14 protein-coding genes and 2 pseudogenes are annotated in these 16,010 nt (G+C 60.2%); 12 read left to right on the top strand and 4 right to left on the bottom strand.

Annotated features, from left to right (window positions below; translation table 11 throughout):
- Window positions 1–217 precede the first annotated feature (217 nt).
- On the top strand, window positions 218–787 hold the full coding sequence (locus CAG25_RS21145; RefSeq protein WP_085612777.1) for a flavodoxin family protein: 570 nt from the start codon (window positions 218–220) through the stop codon (window positions 785–787).
- Between the two features lie 7 nt (window positions 788–794).
- Here the strand turns inward: CAG25_RS21145 and CAG25_RS21140 are convergent, their stop codons facing one another.
- Window positions 795–1,196, bottom strand: a complete 402-nt coding sequence (locus CAG25_RS21140) for a helix-turn-helix domain-containing protein (protein WP_039771519.1) — start codon at window positions 1,194–1,196, stop codon at window positions 795–797.
- 250 nt (window positions 1,197–1,446) lie between these two features.
- Between CAG25_RS21140 and CAG25_RS21135 the strand changes: the two genes are divergently transcribed.
- The 10 genes and pseudogenes from CAG25_RS21135 (at window position 1,447) to ycaC (ending at window position 11,862) form a co-directional block, all read left to right on the top strand.
- On the top strand, window positions 1,447–2,430 hold the full coding sequence (locus CAG25_RS21135; protein WP_085612776.1) for an MBL fold metallo-hydrolase: 984 nt from the start codon (window positions 1,447–1,449) through the stop codon (window positions 2,428–2,430).
- A 45-nt stretch (window positions 2,431–2,475) separates the two neighbouring features.
- On the top strand, window positions 2,476–3,399 hold the full coding sequence (locus tag CAG25_RS21130) for a LysR family transcriptional regulator (RefSeq protein WP_085612775.1): 924 nt from the start codon (window positions 2,476–2,478) through the stop codon (window positions 3,397–3,399).
- 317 nt (window positions 3,400–3,716) lie between these two features.
- Window positions 3,717–4,088, top strand: coding sequence for a DUF6124 family protein (locus CAG25_RS21125; RefSeq protein ID WP_085612774.1), 372 nt, complete (start codon window positions 3,717–3,719; stop codon window positions 4,086–4,088).
- Window positions 4,089–4,284: 196 nt separating this feature from the next.
- A complete protein-coding gene (locus CAG25_RS21120) occupies window positions 4,285–6,150 on the top strand; it encodes an Ig-like domain-containing protein (protein WP_085612773.1) in 1,866 nt (621 codons plus the stop codon).
- A gap of 76 nt (window positions 6,151–6,226) precedes the next feature.
- A pseudogene (locus CAG25_RS21115) lies at window positions 6,227–6,409 on the top strand (DUF6124 family protein); the annotation flags it as partial.
- A 190-nt stretch (window positions 6,410–6,599) separates the two neighbouring features.
- Window positions 6,600–7,883 carry a hypothetical protein gene (locus tag CAG25_RS21110; protein ID WP_085612772.1) on the top strand — a complete coding sequence of 428 codons (1,284 nt, stop codon included), beginning with the start codon at window positions 6,600–6,602 and terminating at the stop codon, window positions 7,881–7,883.
- Between the two features lie 365 nt (window positions 7,884–8,248).
- Window positions 8,249–8,665, top strand: a complete 417-nt coding sequence (locus tag CAG25_RS21105; RefSeq protein WP_085612771.1) for a DoxX family protein — start codon at window positions 8,249–8,251, stop codon at window positions 8,663–8,665.
- Window positions 8,658–9,284: an antibiotic biosynthesis monooxygenase gene (locus tag CAG25_RS21100; RefSeq protein WP_085612770.1), complete on the top strand. Its 627-nt coding sequence runs from the start codon at window positions 8,658–8,660 to the stop codon at window positions 9,282–9,284. Before CAG25_RS21105 ends, CAG25_RS21100 begins: the two co-directional genes overlap by 8 nt.
- Window positions 9,285–9,327: 43 nt before the next feature.
- On the top strand, window positions 9,328–11,166 hold the full coding sequence (locus CAG25_RS21095; protein ID WP_085612769.1) for an amidohydrolase: 1,839 nt from the start codon (window positions 9,328–9,330) through the stop codon (window positions 11,164–11,166).
- A gap of 69 nt (window positions 11,167–11,235) precedes the next feature.
- Entirely contained in the window at window positions 11,236–11,862 is a 627-nt protein-coding gene (gene ycaC / locus CAG25_RS21090) for an isochorismate family cysteine hydrolase YcaC (RefSeq protein WP_085612768.1), read from the top strand.
- Window positions 11,863–11,921: 59 nt separating this feature from the next.
- Here the strand turns inward: ycaC and CAG25_RS21085 are convergent, their stop codons facing one another.
- Window positions 11,922–13,349: a mechanosensitive ion channel domain-containing protein gene (locus tag CAG25_RS21085; RefSeq protein ID WP_074687720.1), complete on the bottom strand. Its 1,428-nt coding sequence runs from the start codon at window positions 13,347–13,349 to the stop codon at window positions 11,922–11,924.
- 63 nt (window positions 13,350–13,412) lie between these two features.
- Window positions 13,413–14,429 carry an alpha/beta hydrolase gene (locus tag CAG25_RS21080; protein ID WP_085612767.1) on the bottom strand — a complete coding sequence of 339 codons (1,017 nt, stop codon included), beginning with the start codon at window positions 14,427–14,429 and terminating at the stop codon, window positions 13,413–13,415.
- Window positions 14,430–14,591: 162 nt separating this feature from the next.
- On the opposite strand from CAG25_RS21080, the gene CAG25_RS21075 reads away from it, so the two are divergent.
- Window positions 14,592–15,491 carry a LysR family transcriptional regulator gene (locus CAG25_RS21075; RefSeq protein WP_085612766.1) on the top strand — a complete coding sequence of 300 codons (900 nt, stop codon included), beginning with the start codon at window positions 14,592–14,594 and terminating at the stop codon, window positions 15,489–15,491.
- Between the two features lie 126 nt (window positions 15,492–15,617).
- Here the strand turns inward: CAG25_RS21075 and CAG25_RS21070 are convergent.
- Window positions 15,618–15,920 (bottom strand): annotated as a pseudogene (locus CAG25_RS21070) (hypothetical protein); the annotation flags it as partial.
- Window positions 15,921–16,010 lie beyond the last annotated feature (90 nt).

The following is a 16,010-nucleotide window of genomic DNA, read 5'->3' as shown; positions in this document are numbered from 1 at the left end:
GCATATTCCTCAGGATTTGGCGCCAGCGCAACTTGCGCGCAAGGCTTGGGCCTTCGCATCGCTCGGCATTCAGTACCGTCACCACTGTATTCAAGGGCCGGAACCCGTGGCGGTTTGCCCGACAGCCGGGAAAAATTAACAACGATTAACTCGTCCGCGCCCGCTTCAGAGCCAAAACTCCGGGGCAAAGGAATGCATACGTCCGGAGGACGCTGCGATGAGCAAGGTAGTGGTGGTCTATCACAGTGGCTACGGGCACACCCGCGTCATTGCGCAGGCAGTGGCCCAAGGTGTGGAACGCCATTTGGGCAGCACCTGCCTGTTGCTGGCGGTCGAAGACGTGGAAGCCCACTGGGATGAACTGCACCGCGCCGACGCCATCATTTTCGGCGCGCCGACCTACATGGGCAGCGCGTCGGCGGCGTTCAAGCAATTCATGGAGGCCACGGCCTCGTTCTATCTCGCCCGGCCGTGGCGCGACAAGCTCGCAGCGGGCTTCACCAATTCCGGCAGCCTGTGCGGCGACAAGCTCAATACTTTGCTGCAAATGGCGGTGTTTGCGGCTCAGCATTCGATGATCTGGGTCGGGCTCGATCTGTTGCCGGCGCGTGCGTGCGAAGGTGTGTTCGACGGCCAATTGAATCGCCTCGGCAGCTCCCTCGGCGCCATGTCCCAATCCTGTGTCGAACAACCGCCCGAACAGGCACCTCCCTTGGAAGACCAACAAACCGCCGCGCACCTGGGCGAACGGGTGGCGCGACTGGCGCAGCGGATGGCTCGCGAATGAAACCGCCTCAGCGGTTTTTCATGACCTGACAACGCCACGCAAACGGATTGATCCCTTCGCTGCGGGTGAAGATGTGGCAGAAGTGCGCCTGATCGCAGAAGCCGCATTCCAGGCTGATCTGCGTGAGGCTGTGGTTGGTCTGCTGGATCAACAGCTTGGCACGGGCAATGCGCTGGGTACGGATCCAGTCCTGCGGCGAGTACCCGGTACTGCATTTGAACGCCCGGGAAAAATGACTGCGTGACAGTGAGCAGGCGCTGGCCAGCTCGGTGACTTCAAGGCTGTCGCCGAGGCGTTCGAGGATCAGTTGTTTCACCAGGCGTTCCCGTTGCGGACTGAGGCCGCCGGTGCTGGATTTGCGGTGTTCGCTGGCAGGGGCGAGGGCGACGGTTTGCTGTAAGTGAGCCATGGCCTAGGTCCGTGTCGGGGGGGGGAACGCACGGTCAGCGCCTTCCCTCAGGTCAAAAAAACAACGCTGCGCAGAGGGATTCATTGTTTGGTGAAGGGCGAGTGCTGACGAGTTAAACGTTGTTAATTCCGCTGTCGGCTGCAACTCAGCACACCGTTGCAAGTCGCCATGAGGGGAACCGGGCAGGATGGCGAAGATTGGGGGCGGGCCATAAGGGGCCGCAGAATCGGGCTCGGGCGAGAGGATGCATATGAAAGGTTTTTTCAACGGCGTAATCGGCATGGCGGTGGTCGGTGTGATGTCCAGCGCCATGGCGCAGGCACCGCAGGTCGGCACGCAGGCGCCGGGTTATTTCCGGCTGGCGCTGGGCGATTACGAGGTGACGGCGCTGTTCGACGGCTACAACGATTTGTCGCCGAAGCTGTTGCAGGGCATGAGTCAGAGCCAGATTCGCGCGCTGCTGGCCCGTCGCTCGATTGAAACGCCGGGCGTGCAGACTGCGTTCAATGCGTTCCTGGTCAATACCGGCAAACAACTGATTCTGGTGGATACCGGCGCGGGCCAGTGCATCGGCGCCACTGCCGGCCAGCTCTCGGCGAACATGCAGGCAGCGGGTTACAAACCTGAGCAGGTCGACGCGATTCTGCTGACGCACCTGCACCTGGATCACGTCTGTGGGCTGGTTGACGGCCAGCAACGGCCGATCTTTGCCAATGCCACGGTTTACGCCGCCAAGGCCGAAGCCGATTATTGGCTCGATCCGCAGGCCGAGGCCAAGGCGCCAGCCGGTGCCCGGGAGTTTTTCAAGATCGCCCAGGACTCCACTGCGCCTTACGTGGCGGCCGGGCGCTTCAAAACGTTCGCAGAGGGCCAGTCGCCTTTGCCGGGTGTGGTCGAAGCGACACTGGAAGCCGGGCACACGCCGGGCAGCACCACCTACCGCTTCACTTCGCAGAACCAGAGCATCGTGTTCATGGGCGACCTGGTGCACAACCTGGCGGTGCAGTTCGATCATCCGGAGGTGTCGATCCGCTTCGACGTCAACGGTCAGCAGGCGATCAAGAGTCGTAACGCCGTGTTCAGTGCAGCGGCGGCCAGCAAAACCTGGGTCACGGCTGCGCACTTGCCGTTCCCGGGCATCGGCCACATCACGGCAGTCGACAAGCACTTCCAGTGGGTACCGGTTGAATATGGCCCCTACAAACGCGCGGCCAAAGTGCCGCTGATCGAGTAAAGTGCGCAGCTCCCACGTCAGGCTCAAACAAGGAAAACGTGCCCCATGAACCGTAACGATCTGCGCCGCGTCGACATGAACCTGCTGGTGATTTTCGAAGCGCTGATGTTCGAAAAGAACCTGACCCGCGTCGCTGAAAAACTGTTCATGGGCCAGCCTGCGGTGAGCGCCGCGCTGGGGCGTCTGCGCGATCTGTTCGATGATCCGCTGTTGCTGCGCAATGGCCGGGGCATGGAGCCGACGGCGCGGGCGCTGGCGATTCTCCAGGAACTGCAACCGGCGATGGACGTGATTTCCGGCGCGGTCAGCCGGGCCAAGGAGTTCGATCCGGCGACCAGTTGCGACGTGTTTCGCATCGGCTTGTCGGACGATGCCGAATTCGGTCTGTTTCCACCGCTGCTGCGCCAGTTGCAGGAAGAGGCGCCGGGGATTGTCGTGGTGGTACGTCGCGCCAATTACCTGCTGATGCCGGGGTTGCTGGCATCGGGAGAAATTTCTGTCGGCGTGAGCTACACCACCGATCTGCCGGCCAACGCCAAGCGCAAGAAACTGCGCGACATTCCCTGCAAGGTCCTGCGTGGCGACAATCGTCCGGGCCCGCTCACGCTTGACGAGTATTGCGAGCGCCCGCACGCGATGGTGTCGTTCTCCGGAGACCTGAGTGGCAATATCGATATGGACCTGGCCAAGGTCGGCCGCAGCCGCCGCGTGGTGCTCGGTGTGCCGCAGTTCAGCGGCTTGCGCGCGCTGCTGGCCGGCACCGAGATGATCGCGACCGTGCCGGATTATGCTGCGTGTGCGTTGGTCGAAGGGTGTGCGTTGCGGGCTGAGGATCCGCCGTTTCCGATTGATGCGGCGCAACTGTCGATGGCGTGGAGCGGGGTGCATGACAACGATCCGGCGGAGAAATGGCTGCGTTCGCGGATCAGTCAGTTCATGTCGGTGTCGCTGGATATTCCGGCGGTTTAGCGCGGTGTTGAAAGGTGTTTAGCGTTACTTCCGGTAAGCCACAACGCCTTGCGCCTTTGCCTACGTGTACGCCAGAATCCGCCGGCTTGTGCGCTCTTGGGGTGGGTCTTATCGTTTCCGGGTCGCTGACGAATCAGCGATCGGGTCTCGCAGCCCGCGATCTCTGGACGCACAACATCCTCCGGTTTTATGGCGGCTGTACGTGGGAGACCTTCGGGTCTGCCGGTTCTAGAGTCCCGGTCTGCGACCCGCGTATGGCTGCCACCCCTTCGTATCGCAGCGAATCGTGGCAGCTCAATGACTCTGGAGATGCAACCATGATCAAACCCACGCCAAACCCGCCTGAAACCGACACAACCTCGCCCTACGAAACCCTCGACTCCAAGAAATTCCACGAAGCCGCCGAACGCGCCCTCGACCATTACCTCAACCCGCTGCTCCCCAGAAAACCGCTGCTCAAACCCAACCCCCGCTACCTCATCGCTCCCGGCATCGACAGCGAAGAACTGCTGGCCGACGCCTGCGAAACCCTGACCTCGGCCAAAATCATGGCGACCGACTTCGCCGGGCTGGTGGACGGCTCGCATCGGCATGTGCTGCTGGGGATTGCGCAGTTGATCATGCTGGGTGAACTGGCGGTGAATCGGGTGCTGGATACCCTTGAGGTGGCGGCTGATCCGGCTGCCTGATCTGTACTGATAAAACGGCCTGCGGGCCGTTTTTTTGCGACTGGTCAAAACCTTCCACCTCGGCAAACCACCGCATCGACCACTCGTCGCTACTGTCAAAGTTGACAGTAGCGACACTCCTTTCGATTGGCGTTCGATGGTACGTGCCCGCTGCACTTGAAGCAGCACAGGCTTAGCCATTGAAGGAGCAAGTGCCATGATCAACATCTACCACTGCACAACACCTGGCGGAACTGAAATCGGGAATGGTAAGGACACTACGTCCAGAGAAGTATTGTTGAGCGTCAAGGACGGGCCGGCCAATAGCTGGCAGGAAATGGTCCACAACATCAACCATGTAAAGCCTTTCCAGCTCAACTCCAGCGGTGCGGCAACAGTGCCTTTGGATAACCTGGTTCCTGGAATGAATCTTTTCGAGATATTTGATGGTTCCAGTACGTTGCCGATATCGCGGTGGTTGGTGAACGTAAAGGAGGTGACTGACAAGCTGACTATTGATCAGAAGGCCATGCGTCTGGATGGTGTCATGGTCAGGAGTTATGTCTCTGGGCCTCTCAATGGTGTCGATGCCATTGGAAATACCGAGGTACGAGTGGCGTCCGGTGGTCATCCTCCCTACACCTATCGGTCCAACAGCAATATTGCCACGGTAGATGCATACGGCAAGGTAACCGGGATGAGCAATGGTTCAGCCACCATCACGGTTACCGATTCTCAGGGCGCATGGGTCGAATACATTGTTCTCATTACCAATGTCTACGGCCTGTGGGTTTACCACACCGGTTATCCATTTACGTATGCCAAATACCTGGCTCACCAGAACCAGGTTGGATACAGCGGTCTTACGCCCGCTTTGCGTGCAGTCATGCAGCGTTGTTATACAGCACCATGGTTGGTCTGGGGGGCAGAGGACCCGAATGCCTGGACCGGGGCTGTGGCAGGGGAGGTCTATAACAGCCCCACAGGCAATTTTTTCATGGCTGATGTGAACTCCAGTCAAAACTATGGCCTGGGCTTTTACCTGTATCCCGCAGTTATCAATGGTGCGGGTTCAATGTCGTCCACCATGGACGACACGATGGTCGTTGTCCCGCCGCCCAACGCAACGGGAGGTTTGTCAAGTGCATCCTTTCCTGTTCTCCCACTGACAGATCCCGGTTCAATGTCTTATGGCGTGCTCGCCACAAATACTCAGGATCCCTCTTTTATCTATTGCACGACTCTGGGCGGGACCGATATCCCCAATCCAGGTAACGCTCCCGCCGCAGGCTTTGAGTTGGGCGCGATGGGGCCAGTGGGAGAGTCGTTGGAAATTACCGATACAGTGGACGGCTCCCTCAAGGTCGTGAGTCCGCTCGGCAGCGTATTCAATGCCAGTGGCAGGTTTACCCAAAAGGTGCACAGCCCGGCCGCCGGAGCGCACATCATGGGGTTGCGCAAAAATGCCAGTTCGTCGTCGACCTCCAATTGGGTGCTGACGGTAGGCAGCAGCAGTCCCCTGACAATCGATTTATCTCCCCTGATGCTTAACAAATATTCATTCTTTAATAACAAAGGCTGGCCCTACCTCCCCCTGAACGAAAGCAGCGCGACTCGTGCCGCGATCGGTGGTGTACCTCCCTACGTTTACAGATCGGCGAATCAGAATATCGCCACCGTCGACTTCAACGGGAAAGTGATAGCCAGCAGGAACGGTGCGACAACCATCACCGTGACAGACGCTGCGGGCAGCAGTCTTTCCTACACTGTTCGGGTATCCAACGTTTATGAAACGAAGACAAATGAAGGGTTTTTGACAGCCGACGAGGCAAGGGCCTGGGTGATCAGTGTAGGTGGCAATGTCGATGCCAACGTCGAGTTTCTGCAGATCACTCATACCTCCAATTGGGCTCAATATGTTTTCGATAATGGAATCTATCCAGATCCGCTCTGTGAGCGATTTACGCAGATCCAGTCACTGGGCATGGGATTCCGGCGATGGAGTGGCACGAGTCTGGGAGGCGCTTATTGGCCTTGGGGCAGCCCCAATCGCATGAGAGTCATCACTTCAGTCCCTACCTAGCGGTCTTGTCCAATGACGGAAAAGGAGACGGAAAAGGGGACGCATTTATTTGACGAAGGAGCGCACGAACGCAGTAGTGCTGGCCGACGCCTGCGAAACCCTGACCTCGGCCAAGGTCATGGCCAATGACTTCGCCGGGCTGGTGGACGGCTCGCATCGGCATGTGCTGCTGGGGATTGCGCAGTTGATCATGCTCGGTGAGCTGGCGGTGAATCGGGTGCTGGATACCCTTGAGGTGGCGGCTGATCCGGCTGCCTGATCTTTACTGATAAGACGACCCGCGGGCCGTTTTTTACGACTGGTCAAAACCTGCGACTTCGGCAAACCACGGCATTGACCACTCGTCGCTACTGTCAAAGTTGACAGTAGCGACACTCCTCTCGATTGGCGTTCGATGGCACATCCACCGGTCAAGCAGTTGCCGCGAACCCCACGAAGGAGACTTTTCCATGGACATCCAGTCACCAAGCTTTGGCGCCACGAGTTTTCCCGGCGGAACCCCCGTCAACGATGGCGATAACATTCAATTCACGGACATTGAACTGTTCAGCAGCGATGGAACGGCTTTTCGCACCTACCAGATACTCGATAACGGTGTCGTTGTACGCGGAGGCGGATTTAATGGCTCTGGTGCATTTCGCGAGCTGTTCTTGAGCCTGGCTTCGGGACCACATCACTTCGAATTGCGCGAGCACGCCAGTGCGTTACCTACTTCCGAATTGCGGTTCACCGTCAACGGTGTATTGAAGTCGCCACAAGTCGATGAGGCTGAGGCGAACAACAACGTGCTGGACTTGGTTGCGTTGGGTTCGAATGACGCAACGCTTCGTGCGGGGGACTGGCCGGGAATCGAAGTGGGGCAACAAGTCTGGCTGAACTTTACGGGCTTCAAATCAGACGGAACGATGCATAACCTGACGTTCTGGAAGGGTGGAACTCACAAGACCAATGCGACGTGGATCAGTCAGGGTTACTGGATCAAGCCACTCAGTAACGGCTATCTGGCAGATCTTGGTAATGGCACCACGCTGACACTCACATTCAAGGTATCAATGGACAAGAGTGGCGAGGAAAGTACCGCCACACTGTTCCCTGAAACGGTTTATACGATCAGGACCGAAAGGCTGGAGATTGATCGCACGCCCATGATCCTCAACGGTATGGCCGTTTTTTCAAGGTACGGATGGGCGGACAGCCATCGGGATTTTCCCGGCAACACACAGAGCCGGTTGCCGAGCAATGGCACTGCGCCTTACACCTTTGTTTCAAAAAACACTGCCATTGCGACGGTCGATAGTTCAGGCAAGGTTCAGGGCAAGGCAAACGGCGTGACCATGATTGAAATCCAGGACGCGACAGGCGCTACGGCCAGCTATCCCGTCGAAGTCAGTCAAGTCTTTGAACTGGTCCACAATGGCGCGACAGTTTCAGTACCTGCGGCGGTCGCCTGGATGTCCTCGATAGGCGGATCACCACTGACTTCGGCAGTCTGGAACCTTATGGTCTTCAAATACCCCAACTATCAAAGTTACTGCCCGCTGTTTTACCACGTAAGCAACATCATCAGTTGGGCAAAAGGTTGGGGCTGGTGGTCATGTCAGCCACAAGGCAGCGGGCAGGAAATCGCCGGGTATGCGCAAAGTAGTCATGGCGGGAATCAAGGGCCGGGGTTGTACGCCCAAGTGGGCGCTGCTACAGCCACGGCAATGTGTATTCGGCCATTGAACGGTTAGGGCGCTCGAACGGAGCAGGCACTCTTGTTGAATAGTGTTTAAGGCTATGTCCGCAAAGCCACGCAACCTTGCGCCTTTGCCTACGTGTACGCCAGAATCCGCCGGCTTGTGCGCCTTGTAGCCGGGTCTTATCGTTTCCGGGTCACTGATGAATCAGCGACCGGATTTGACCGTCCGACTCAATCAAGGCGCGCCAGTACCCCCAGACCAGACTCAGATTTTTTCTGAATCCCGGTTTCGCGGTGGCTGTGCGTGGGAACGATCACGGTTCCGGCCCTGAACACGCCAAAGAGAGCACACCCATCCAATTTCCCCCCGGTCAATCGTTGCACCATTGCCTGCAATGATTGATCAAGGGTGGGCCCATGAACGCTGTACAACGCAATGACCAGGCGCAAGATCTCGGCCTGCTGTTCCTGCGGGTCGCCAGCGGACTGTTTCTGCTGTTCGTCCACGGCTTGCCCAAGCTGCTGGACTTCACCGCACAGCTGCAACTGATCGAAGATCCGTTCCACCTCGGTACCCACCTCACTTTGATTCTGGCGATCTTCGCCGAAGTCCTCTGTCCGCTGCTGATCGTCGCCGGGGTGCTGGCGCGTCTGGCGTGCTTGCCTATTCTCTTTGTGCTGCTAGTGGCGCTGCTGCTTGTGCATCCGCAATGGAGTGTGGCCGAAGGGCAGTTCGGCTGGTTGCTGTTGATCCTCTTCACCACTGTTCTGATCGCCGGGCCCGGACGGCTGGCGCTCAATGTTCGTTTGCCCGGAGTACTCCGTTATGCCTGATGCCCAGACCCTGAAAAAACCGGGACCCGAAGAAACCGTGACGCTGATCGTCAAGCACCGGGTCAAGGCCGGATTTGAAGCGCCTTACGAAGCCTGGCTGCGCAACATCGTCAGCGTGGCGGGGCGCGAAGAAGGGCACTTGGGCGTGGACGTGATGCGCAGCCAGCAGGGCGGGCTCGCACTGTTCACCTGCGTGCTGCGTTATTGCTCGACCGAGGCGATGCAGCGCTGGCTGGACTCACCGCAGCGTCAGAAACTGATCGACGAAGCCGCGCCGATGCTCGCCGACGGCGACCAGACCGAAGTCAATGCGGCCAACGAATTCTGGTTCACGCCGCTGGCCGAGGCCGGCTCACCGCCACCGCGCTGGAAGCAGGCTGTAGTGACGCTGCTGGTGATCCTGCCGCACACCTTGCTGGTGCCGCTGATCTGGGGGCCGCTGCTGCAACTCAATGCCTTTCTCTCCAACTACGTGGTCGCCACGTTCCTGATCACCCTGACCATCGTGGTGTCGGTGGTCTACGTGTTCATGCCGCCCGTGACCCGTCTGTTCGCGCCGTGGCTGGAAGCCGGTCAGTCACACAAACACCTCGAATCCAACGCCAACCCGCCGCGCTGAGCCGGCGGGTTCGCTCCGTTTCACTTATCTCGAAGGAACTGCGATGAACGCCGATCTGATTCTGTTCAATGGCCAATTTCATACGGTAGACCGCGAAAAACCCCTCGCCAGTGCCGTGGCGATCAAGGACGGTCGTTTCGTCGCCGTCGGTAACGATGCCGAGGCGATGGCCCTCAAGGGCGCCGGCACTCAAGTGGTCGACCTCAAGGGCCGCTGCGTGATTCCCGGCCTCAACGACTCGCACTTGCACCTGATCCGTGGTGGCTTGAACTACAACCTCGAACTGCGCTGGGAAGGTGTGCCGTCGCTGGCCGATGCGCTGCGCATGCTCAAGGATCAGGCCGACCGCACGCCAACGCCGCAATGGGTGCGCGTGGTCGGTGGCTGGAACGAATTCCAGTTCGCCGAAAAACGCATGCCGACCCTCGAAGAAATCAACCAGGCCGCACCGGACACCCCGGTGTTCATCCTGCACCTGTATGACCGTGCGTTGCTCAACCGCGCCGCGTTGCGCGTGGCCGGCTACACCCGCGACACGCCGAACCCGCCGGGCGGCGAGATCGTGCGCGATGCCAACGGCAACCCGACCGGCATGCTGGTGGCGCGGCCGAACGCGATGATTCTGTACTCGACGCTGGCCAAGGGGCCGAAGCTGCCGCTGGAATATCAGGTCAACTCGACCCGCCAGTTCATGCGCGAACTCAATCGCCTCGGCCTGACCAGCGCCATCGATGCCGGCGGCGGTTTCCAGAACTACCCGGACGATTATCAGGTGATCGAACAACTGGCCAAAGACGACCAGCTGACCGTGCGCATCGCCTACAACCTGTTCACCCAGAAGCCGAAAGAAGAGCTGACCGACTTCCAGAACTGGACCGGCAGCGTCAAGTTGCATCAGGGTGATGACTTCCTGCGTCACAACGGCGCCGGCGAGATGCTGGTGTTTTCGGCAGCCGACTTCGAAGACTTCCTCGAACCGCGCCCGGACCTGCCGCAGACCATGGAACAGGAACTGGAGCCGGTGGTGCGCCACCTGGTCGAACAGCGCTGGCCGTTCCGTCTGCACGCCACTTACAACGAATCGATCAGCCGCATGCTCGACGTGTTCGAGAAGGTCAACCGCGACATTCCGTTCAACGGTCTGCCGTGGTTCTTCGATCACGCTGAAACCATCACCCCGCAGAACATCGAGCGGGTGAAAGCGCTGGGCGGCGGCATCGCGATTCAGGATCGCATGGCGTTCCAGGGCGAATACTTCGTTGACCGTTACGGCAAACAAGCCGCCGAAGCCACGCCGCCGATCAAACGCATGCTCGCCGAAGGCGTGCCGGTCGGCGCGGGCACCGATGCCACCCGCGTGTCGAGCTACAACCCGTGGACTTCGCTGTACTGGATGGTCAGCGGTCGCACCGTTGGCGGTCTGGCGCTGTACGAAGAAGGGTTGCCACGCAGCACCGCGCTGGAACTGTTCACCCATGGCAGTGCCTGGTTCTCGTCCGAACAGGGCAAGAAGGGCCAGATCAAGGTCGGGCAACTGGCGGACCTGGCAGCGCTGAGCGCGGACTTCTTCAGTGTCGAGGAAGAAGCGATCAAGTGGATCGAGTCGGTCATGACCGTGGTTGGCGGCAAGATTGTGTACGCCGCTGGCGACTTCGAAGACCTCGGCCCACGTTCACTGCCGGTGCTGCCGGACTGGTCGCCGGTGGTGAAAGTCCCTGGCCACTGGCGCCCGAACTCGCCATTGCAGGCCCAGGTGCACCAGTGCAGCGGCCCGTGCGCGGTGCATACCCACAGCCATGAAAAAGCACGGATGTCGAATGCGCCGGTCAGCGATTTCCCCGGTTTCTGGGGCGCGTTCGGCTGCTCCTGCTTCGCGTTCTGATCCTTTTGAAAAAGCGCCGCTCTGTGTGAGTGGCGCTCCCCGCAACAACCATCCATCGAGGAGTTTCACATGAGCAACGTTCCTTACAGCCGCCTGAACAAAGACGATGCCGTTGTGCTGTTGGTCGACCACCAGACCGGTCTGATCTCGCTGGTACAGGATTTCTCGCCGAACGAGTTCAAGAACAACGTGCTGGCACTGGGCGACATCGCCAAGTTTTTCAACCTGCCAACCATCCTCACCACCAGCTTCGATTCCGGCCCGAACGGCCCGATCGTGCCTGAGCTGAAAGAGCAATTCCCGGACGCGCCGTTCATTGCCCGTCCTGGCCAGATCAACGCCTGGGACAACGAAGATTTCGTCAAGGCCATCAAGGCTACCGGCCGCAAGCAACTGATCATCGCCGGTGTGGTGACTGACGTCTGCGTGGCGTTCCCGACCCTGTCGGCCATTGCCGAAGGTTTTGAAGTGTTCGTGGTCACCGACGCTTCCGGCACCTTCAACACCACCGTGCAACAAGCAGCGTGGGCGCGCATGTCGGCTGCCGGTGCACACCTGCTGAACTGGTTCGCTGTGGCTTGTGAGCTGCAAGTCGACTGGCGCAATGACATGGAAGGCCTGGCGAATCTGCTGTCGCAGCGTCTGCCTAACTACCGCAACCTGATCAACAGCTATACCAAGTTCACTGCCAAGTAATTGGTAGAAAGAGAGATGCCCGCTGAAGAGCGGGCATTTTTTCGTCTGTAGCAAAGGGCTCAGCGCTTCTGCAACCACCCCAAAAACCCACCCTTGCGAACCGGCACAGGCTTGGCCATCAACGCCAGCCGACTGTTTTGCTGCCGTACCGCCTGCAACTTGTTCAACGCCTGACCCACTTCACTGCGCTGCTCCATGCACTGGCGGGTCAGGTTCTTGTCGAGGCGATAAATGATCGAAGATGTCAGCGCGGTAAACGTCGCCTGCGAAGGCGTGTCGGCCAGAATGCTCTGCTCGCCCATGACCTCGCTCGGCCCCATGCGCCCGGCCTCGGTGAAGCCGTTGCCGTCCGGCACGCTAGCGCTGACCACGCCGGTGGCGATGACGAACAGGCTGTCCGGGACTTCCTCCAGATTGAGCACTACCTGCCCGGCGCTGTACTGCTGCGCGACCATCGATTCGGCGAGGCGATCGCGTTCCTCATGGCTCAGCGAGCGGAAGATTTTCACTTCATCGAGCAACGCGCGAGCGCGGGTCGAAGGTTCGATCACGCCGTCCGGGTGCCGCGAAATGCCAGCGGCTTCGAGGTGGCGGTGGGCGAGGTCGAACAGTTGATTGCGCACGTCGCTTTTCTTGCCCAGTTCGGCGATGAAACCGCTGGCCACGTATTCCGACATTTCTTCGCCGGCCTCTTTCAGTACGGCTTTCGGCGCAGGCGACAGCAACAGGCTGCTGCTGCCTTGCAGCGTGCGGTCGAGGGCGTCGAGCACCCGGCGCGGGCGGATGTGGTTCGGCACCTTGATGCTGATCGACACGCCGTGCAGGTTGTTCGGCCGGCTGAGGTTGACGATCTTGGCCTTGGCCGCCACCGAGTTCGGCACCACGGCCAGAGTGCCGCTGCTGGACAGCAGGTGCGTGGCGCGCCAGTTGATGTCGAGCACCTTGCCCTCGACGCCGTCGATGACCACCAGATCATCCACCTGATACGGCTTGGTGGTGTTGAGCACGATGCCGGAAAACACGTCGGCCAAGGTGCTTTGCAGCGCCAGACCGATGACGATCGCCACCACGCCGGAGGTGGCGAGCAAGCCTTTGACCGGCAGATCCAGCACATAACCGGCCGCCGCGACGATGGCCGCCAGAAACACCAGCGCACCGATCACGTCCTGCAACAGCCGACCGCTGTGGCCGATGCGGCGCATCAGGATCAGACCGATGACTTCGGTCAGCACCCGCGCGGCGTACAGCCACCAGAGAATCCCCAGCGCTGTCGCCCCGAGTTGCGCCACCGGGTCATCGGCGAACAACGGCGCCTGCAACGGGCTGACGCCGGCGTTGATGGCCAGCGCGCTGAATGCCAGAAACAGCACCAGCCGCACACCGACCCGCGGGGCACGGTGTTTGAACGGCGCCAGATGCCAGAGCAAGGCGTCGAGCGCCAGCAGCAGGGCGCTCCAGGACAGCAGATGGGCAGAAAAAAGGCTCATGAGTCGAACTCCGGCGGGCACAAAAGAAAACGCCACACCCGAAGGTGTGGCGAGGGGTTGCACTCAGTTCAGATGAGTCTTGAGTTCTGCCGCTGCCTGGCGCACGGCGGCTTTGACTTCAGGAATCCCGTTCAGCGGGTTGAGCAGACCGAAGTCATGAATCATCCCGTTGTAACGCACCGAGGTCACCGGCACGCCGGCCGCGTCGAGGTGGCGGGCGTAGCCTTCGCCTTCGTCACGCAGCACGTCGAACTCGGCGGTCTGCACCAGCGCGGCGGGCAGGCCCTTGAGCTGTTCGGTGCTGGCGTTGAGCGGCGAGGCATGGATCTGTGCACGCTCGGCCGGGTTGGTGGTGTAGTTGTCCCAGAACCACTGCATCATGCCCTTGGTCAGGAAGTGGCCCTCGGCGAATTGCTGGTACGAGCCGTTATCGAACCCGGCGTTGGTCACCGGCCACATCAGCAACTGGAAGCGCAGGGCCGGGGTCTTCTGTTCCTTGGCCATCAACGCCACGACCGCAGCCATGTTGCCGCCGACGCTGTTGCCGGCCACCGCCAGACGCTTGCCGTCGACACCGATTTGCTTGCCGTGCTCGGCCACCCATTTGGTTGCCGCGTAAGCCTGATTGATCGCAGTCGGGTACTGCGCTTCCGGCGACGGCGTGTAGTCGACATACACCGCGACCGCGCCAGAACCCACCACCAGATCACGAATCAGGCGTTGGTGCGTCGGGAAGTCGCCCAGCACCCAGCCGCCACCGTGGAAGAACATGAACACCGGCAACTCGCCTTTGACCTTGGCCGGACGCACCACTTTCAGATTGATCGTCTGGCCGTCGACCTTGATCGCCTTGTCGCTGACTTCAACGCCGGACAGATCAACCTTCACCGAAGCCTGGGCGCCGGTCAGCACCGCACGGGCGTCTTTCGGGCTCAATTGCTCGAGCGGTTTGCCACCGCCGGCGGCGAGGGCGTCGAGGAAGGCCTGGGTGGTGTGTTCGACGCCAGTGCTTTCAGCGGCGAAGGCGTTGCCGATGGACAGGGCGAGGAGGGAAGTGGCGAGGGTTTTCTTGATGTTCATGTGCAATTCCTTTTTAAGTCGTTTGAGTTTTTGTATGCCTTGGGATCGGGCTGCTGTGGCGCTGGGCTTCAGGCCTCAGCAACACCGTGAGCACAGATTAATGAGGTGCCGGGAAGTGAAAAAGCGGCTATAAAGCGTTTAACTGTCCACCAGAGAGTGACAATGAACCCGTTCGAAGACATGCGTATTTTTTGCCAGGTGATGGACTCCGGCAGCTTCACGGCGGCGGCCGATCAGTTGGGCCTGTCCAAGCAGTTCGTCAGCCGTCGTCTGATGCAACTGGAAGAGCGCCTCGGCGTACGATTGCTCAACCGTTCGACCCGGCGTCTGGACGTGACGCCGCTGGGCCAGAGCTATTACGAATCGGCGCTGCGTTTGCTCGGTGAAGTGGAGTCGGTGGAGCAGGGCATCGCCGGGCAGACCGCCGAGCCGCGCGGGGCGATTCGCGTGAGTGCGCCGCTGTCGTTTGCGCTGGCCCATCTGGGCTGTTTGCTGCCGCCGTTTCTGCAGCGTTATCGCGAGGTCACGGTGGAAGTGGACCTGAGTGATCGGCCGGTGGATCTACTGGGCGAGGGGTACGACCTGGCGCTGCGCATCGGTGTGCTGGAGGACTCGACCCTGATCGCCCGACGCATCGCATCAATCGAACGGGTGTATTGCGCCAGTCCCGGGTATCTGGCCGAACGCGGTACGCCGGTCAAACCGGAAGACCTGCTCAGTCACGACTGCCTGCCTTACGGCCACGGACGTTCGGTGCAGTGGCGGTTCAATGCGGGGCAGGGCAAGCCGCTGCTGGTGAATGTCACCGGGCGGATGCGCGTCAACAACGGTGAGTTGCTGCGGGATGCGGCGGTGGCGGGGATGGGGATTACCTATCTGCCGACGTTCATCGTTGGCGCGGCGTTGAAGGATGGGCGGCTGGTGCCGGTGCTGGACGAGTTTCGGCCGGAGCCGCTGACGTTGTCGGCGGTGTACCCGCAGCATCGCCAGGCGTCGCGGCCGGTGCAGGCGTTGATCGAGTTTTTGCGTGAGCGGCTGGATCAGACAAAAGGCGTTTTGTAGGCGCTACAAAACATTGTGGGAGCGGGCTTGCTCGCGAAAGCGGTGGGTCAGTCAATACAGGAGTGACGGACCTGACGTTTTCGCGAGCAAGCCCGCTCCCACAGGGGTAGGGCATTTCAAAGTGATTTAGTTGGCGCGCTTGTCATCGCCAGGCTCGCCACCGACGTGTACGCCGCGATCATCACCGATTTCACCGGCACGGTGTACGCCGTGGTCATCGCCGATTTCACCGGCGCGATGCACACCGTGGTCATCCCCGATCTCTCCGGACCGATGCACACCATGGTCGTCGCCAGGTTCAGAATGCGTGCCGCTGCGACCGGATGACGCCGTGTTGCCGGAATGGCCCGAGCCGTGGTCACTGCCGCTGTGGCCACTGTTGCCACCGCCGCCACTGCCACTGTTGCCGCCACTGCCGCTGCCGCCGTGTGGGATTGAGGCTGTCATAGAAAAGTACTCCACCGCTTTTATGACGTGCGCGACGGGGAGGCGGCGCACGGTTCTTATTGGGGCGGATAG

Origin of the sequence: Pseudomonas sp. B16(2017) (assembly GCF_002113205.1) — a bacterium.
Classification (GTDB): Bacteria; Pseudomonadota; Gammaproteobacteria; order Pseudomonadales; family Pseudomonadaceae; genus Aquipseudomonas; species Aquipseudomonas pharyngis.
The sequence above is the reverse complement of the archived record's forward strand: the minus strand, read 5'-3'. Positions and strand labels throughout refer to the sequence as shown.